The organism is Actinomycetota bacterium (genome assembly GCA_036280995.1).
Taxonomy (GTDB): Bacteria; Actinomycetota; CALGFH01; order CALGFH01; family CALGFH01; genus CALGFH01.
Window position 1 is genome coordinate 1 of the sequence record DASUPQ010000170.1, and the last position, 2,691, is coordinate 2,691.

Annotated in this window: 3 protein-coding genes; all 3 read left to right on the top strand. The window is 68.8% G+C overall.

Features of this window, described 5'->3' with window-relative positions; all coding sequences use genetic code 11:
* On the top strand, positions 1-235 hold a 235-nt coding region (locus VF468_05505; protein ID HEX5877768.1), incomplete at its 5' end, for a DNA mismatch repair protein MutT.
* Positions 235-1,986, top strand: coding sequence for a sulfate permease (gene sulP, locus VF468_05510; protein HEX5877769.1), 1,752 nt, complete (start codon positions 235-237; stop codon positions 1,984-1,986). The genes VF468_05505 and sulP, both read left to right, overlap by 1 nt.
* Positions 1,987-2,469: 483 nt before the next feature.
* Positions 2,470-2,691: VOC family protein (locus tag VF468_05515; GenBank protein HEX5877770.1), on the top strand; the 222-nt coding region annotated here is incomplete at its 3' end.

A 2,691-nucleotide genomic window follows, 5' to 3' on the forward strand; every position in this document is an offset into this window, starting at 1 on the left:
CTGCCGGCTGGGCCGGGAGGTCGGGACCGCCGCCTACCGTGATCCCAAGCGGCGGCCCAAGACCGTCCGCTACTGGGAGATGACCCCGGCCGCGGGCACGCTGGGAGCGGCCAACGAGGTCGACGACGCCCGCTGGGTGCCCCTCGGGGAGGCACCCATGCTGCTCAGCTACGAGCATGACCGGCGCCTCCTCGACGGCTGGCATCCGGCCGTGGGGGAGGTGTCGTCCCGCTGATGGCTGGCGATGCGCCGACAGCTTCGGCGGGGAACCGATGGCGTCTGTTGCCGATGCTCGGGTGGATCCGCTCCTATGACCGTGGTTGGCTCAGAGGTGATCTCATCGCCGGGGTCGCGGTCGCTGCCCTCATCGTCCCCAAGAACCTCGGCTATGCCGGGATCGCGGGGATCCCGCTGCAGAACGGTCTCTATGCGGCAGCCGCCGGCGCGATCCTCTACGCGATCTTCGGGACCAGCCGGCAGATCTCGACTGGGCCGAGCTCAGGGTTGGCGGCCGTGGCCGCGAGTGCCGTCGTGGTCGCCGGGATCACGGGGATCCAGGATGTGGCCTCCTTCGTCGCGCTGATCACTGTCGTCTCGGGCGCGCTGTACCTGTTCCTTGCCGTCCTCAAGATGGGATGGATCGCCCAGTTCCTCTCCCGGGCGGTCGTCACCGGCTTCCTCTTCGGCGCCGCGATCGACGTCGTGATCGGCGAGCTGCCCAAGCTCACGGGGACCGAGGTGACCGGCTCGAACCCGCTGCAGGAGCTATGGTCCTGGCTCGGGACGCTGGGCGACGCCCAGCTCGCGACCGTGCTCGTCGGCGGAGCCGCGCTGGCGGTCGTGTTTGGCTTGCGGGTGGTCGAGCCACGGGTTCCCGGTGCCCTTGTCCTGGTCGTGGGGGGTCTGGTGGCATCGTGGCTCCTCGATCTCGATGCCCATGGTGTCGCCCTCGTCGGCGAGGTGCCCCGGGGGCTCCCGACGCTCCGGCTGCCTGACGGTCAGCTGCTGGCGGATCATCCCAGCACGGTCGCGATCGCGGCGGTGGCGCTCGTGCTCATCGGGTTCTCGCAGACCGCTGGTGACGCGAGGGCGTTCGCGGCCAGGCACCGCTATCGCATCGACATCAACCAGGAGTCGGTCGCCCAGGGGATGGCCAACGTCGGTGCCGGGCTGTTCCAGGGAATGCCGGTCTCGACCAGTCTGTCGGCGAGCTCGCTGAACGATCACTCGGGTGCGCGTACCGGTCTGGCCTCGCTCACATCTGGTGTGCTCGTCCTCCTCACCCTGTTGGTGTTGGCGCCGCTATTCTCAGATCTGCCCAAGGCGGTGCTCGGGGCCCTGATCATCGAGGCGGTGGTCCTGGGGATGATGGACGTGCCAGAGATGCGCCGCCTCGCCAGGGTCCAGCGCTTCGACTTCTGGGTCGCGGTCGCGGCAATCGCCGCGACGCTGCTTGTCGGCGTGCTCGCCGGCGTGATGGTCGGGGTCGGCCTGTCGCTGCTCTGGCTCATCTCGGTGGCGACGCGTCCTCCGATGCCCCTGCTGGGTCGGGAGCCGGGCACGCAGGTCTTCAGGGAGCTGGATGAGCACCCTGGGGACGAGAGGTTCCCGGGTGTGGTGGTCCTCCGGCTGGACGGGGGCCTCTTCTTCGCCACCTCCGACGCCCTGGAGGACCGGATCCGGGAGGTGGCGCTGTCGGCGCCGGACGTCACCGGGATCGTGCTCGACTGCGAGGGCGTGGACTTCATCGACTCCCAGGGGTCGGCGAAGCTGCGCGAGATCCTCGAGCTCACCGGGCGGGCCGGTGTGACCCTGCGGCTTGCCAGGGTCAAGCCGGCGGTTCGCGAGCTGCTGAGGCGCGACGATGTCCTCGATCGCATCGGCGGGGAGAGGATCCACGGGGACGTTGATCAAGCCGTGGAGGCGCAGATGATCGCCGCCGACACACCCGCACCCGAACTTGGCAAGAAACTCGACCCTCCCTGACCGGATAGCTTGGTGACTGGAACCTGATCTGGCTTGCCGGGCATCAGCCCCAGCGCTGCAACATAGAACGACAGCTCAGCCTCAAGCACCCGCCGAGCCGGCAATCCCAACGCTGCCGGGGCCAGCCCAGGCGCTCGGGCCGCCACCCAAACCGAGTCAACCGACCGACACCCCCTGCGAGGAGCTGACCGGCGCCTGGTGGACGTCGCGCACCCCGCACGTCCGGACCAGCCTCTGGCCCGCCGCAGGGCAACGCCCATCTCTCTGCAACGATCACGGTGACTGCAGGAGCCGGTAGCAGGTCCGGTCACTGCGTCGAGGGAAGGACATCGCTGCCAGGTCAGTCGGCCTCTACTACATGGGAGCTTCCGACGGAATGGCCGCCCTACTCCACCGACTACCGCACTTGGAGACGGTGTTTCCTTGGCATGGAACCGCTCATCATTGGTTCCCGACTAGGCTCCAAGACCAGGAGGCGCTGCCATGGCTGTCCCACTGTCCCTCGGCCCGATCCACCATCTGCGGCTCACCGTCACCGACGTCCAGCGGTCCCGGGCGTTCTACACCGAGCTGCTCGGCTTCCAGATCGCCATGGACACGCCGCCGCCGGCCGACGACCCCCACCACGACCTGGCCACCGACCTGCTGCAGGACGGCATCGTCATGATCAACGGCGACCTGCTGCTCGGGCTGCGCCCGGTGGAC